The sequence below is a fragment of the Psychrobacter sp. 1U2 genome (assembly GCF_051847575.1).
Genome location: NZ_JBPYDC010000165.1, coordinates 1 through 1,555, shown reverse-complemented (window position 1 = coordinate 1,555; position 1,555 = coordinate 1). Strand labels below are relative to the sequence as shown.

General features: G+C 41.7%; 3 protein-coding genes. All 3 read left to right on the top strand.

Annotated elements, in window-relative coordinates; genetic code table 11:
- The coding region (locus ACS8FD_RS14145; RefSeq protein WP_439276332.1) for a methionine adenosyltransferase domain-containing protein at positions 1–489 on the top strand (489 nt) is incomplete at its 5' end.
- Between the two features lie 34 nt (positions 490–523).
- Positions 524–892: a DUF3144 domain-containing protein gene (locus tag ACS8FD_RS14140; RefSeq protein WP_439260992.1), complete on the top strand. Its 369-nt coding sequence runs from the start codon at positions 524–526 to the stop codon at positions 890–892.
- Positions 893–1,168: 276 nt separating this feature from the next.
- Complete coding sequence (locus ACS8FD_RS14135; protein ID WP_439260993.1) at positions 1,169–1,510, top strand: hypothetical protein; 342 nt, start codon at positions 1,169–1,171, stop codon at positions 1,508–1,510.
- Positions 1,511–1,555: the final 45 nt, after the last annotated feature.

The window sequence follows — 1,555 nt, the reverse complement described above, 5'->3', positions numbered from 1 at the left end:
AACCCAACTGGCAAGTTCGTTATTGGCGGACCTGTCGGTGATGCAGGCTTAACCGGACGTAAAATCATCGTCGATACCTACGGCGGTATGGCTCGCCACGGTGGCGGTGCCTTCAGTGGTAAAGACCCTTCAAAAGTCGATCGCAGTGCCGCTTATGCAGTACGTTATGTCGCCAAAAATATCGTCGCAGCAGGTTTGGCCAAGCGCTGTGAAGTACAAGTCAGCTACGCGATTGGAGTTGCTGAACCTACTTCTATATCAGTTAATACTTTTGGTACGAGTAAAATCAGTTCTGATGAAATCATTCGTCTGATTCGTACGCATTTTGACCTGCGCCCTTATGGCATTACCCAAATGCTAAACCTACTCCAGCCTATGTATCAACGCACAGCAACCTTTGGACATTTTGGACGCGTTGGCTCTGAGACTGCCTTTACTTGGGAAAAAACAGACAAAGCTGAATTGCTAAAAGCAGATGCAGGTCTATAAATCTATATTCAAATACACTCAATAGGAGTCGCTTATGTCTCAAGATAATATTGATAACAATGCTCAAAATCACAATGCTGAAGCATTGGCTGAAATCACCCCTGAAATGCAGGCATTTTATCAGCGTGCTGACGCCATCATTGGTGTTGCGAATAGCCAATTGGGTCCTGATGCTCATTCAGGGCAAGTCGGCGCTTCATTGCTTTATGCAGCTGCGCGTTATAGCGCTTCGGTCGCCTCTATTGGTTTTGTAAAGGGTGATGACTTTGCAAAAGAAAAAGACGATATCGTAGAGTTTTACGTTAAGCAGTACCGTCAGATGCTAAGTGACAATTTGACTGATTATGCACAAAACTTTGATAAATATGTTCAGCTCAATCAAGATGATAAGTCGTCTAAATAAACACCCTATTATCTAATCCGAAAATGAAAATCCCAGCCTATTTATAGACTGGGGTTTTTTATTGGCTATCTTTTTAACAGATGACTGACTACAATTAGACTAGTACTTAGGAAACTTAAGCTATTTAAGCTTAGGCCGTCTTTAACTTATAAAAGCAGATATAGCAGAAGAGTCTGCTTTATAACCGATTATTAGTTCATCCACTACAACAGGACGTTGTAGTTTTCATAAATTGCGACTTTCATACATTATGCTTTTCGTAAATAAGGACATCTTATGTTTAATAATAATTTTTGGACATCTTGGCGTTCATGCTTGTCGTTACTTGGAATATCTGTAGCGATGACAATAGCAGGCTGTAGTAATATTCCGAGTGTCGCCGAGCCCGACACTACTCCAATTCATACACCAGCCACTAATCAACCAGCACCCAGTGATAATCTATTTACTAAGTGCCCGCCTCACAACCCAGAGCAAAACATGTGTACCATGCAATACGACCCTGTTTGCGTTACTACTAAAGTTGGCTCGGTAGTCAGTTATCGTACGGCAGGTAATGCCTGCTCAGCCTGTGGCACAACTGCAGCGATAGGTTATGTACCAGGGAAATGTATCTAAACTTTTAATAGCCTTAAAAAATCTAGCGTTATACTTATAAAAAAA

Bases quoted from the DNA above. Each gene is read 5' to 3' on its own strand.
- ACS8FD_RS14140 (WP_439260992.1), top strand. From the start codon at position 524: ATGTCTCAAGATAATATTGATAACAATGCTCAAAATCACAATGCTGAA.
- ACS8FD_RS14135 (WP_439260993.1), top strand. From the start codon at position 1,169: ATGTTTAATAATAATTTTTGGACATCTTGGCGTTCATGCTTGTCGTTA.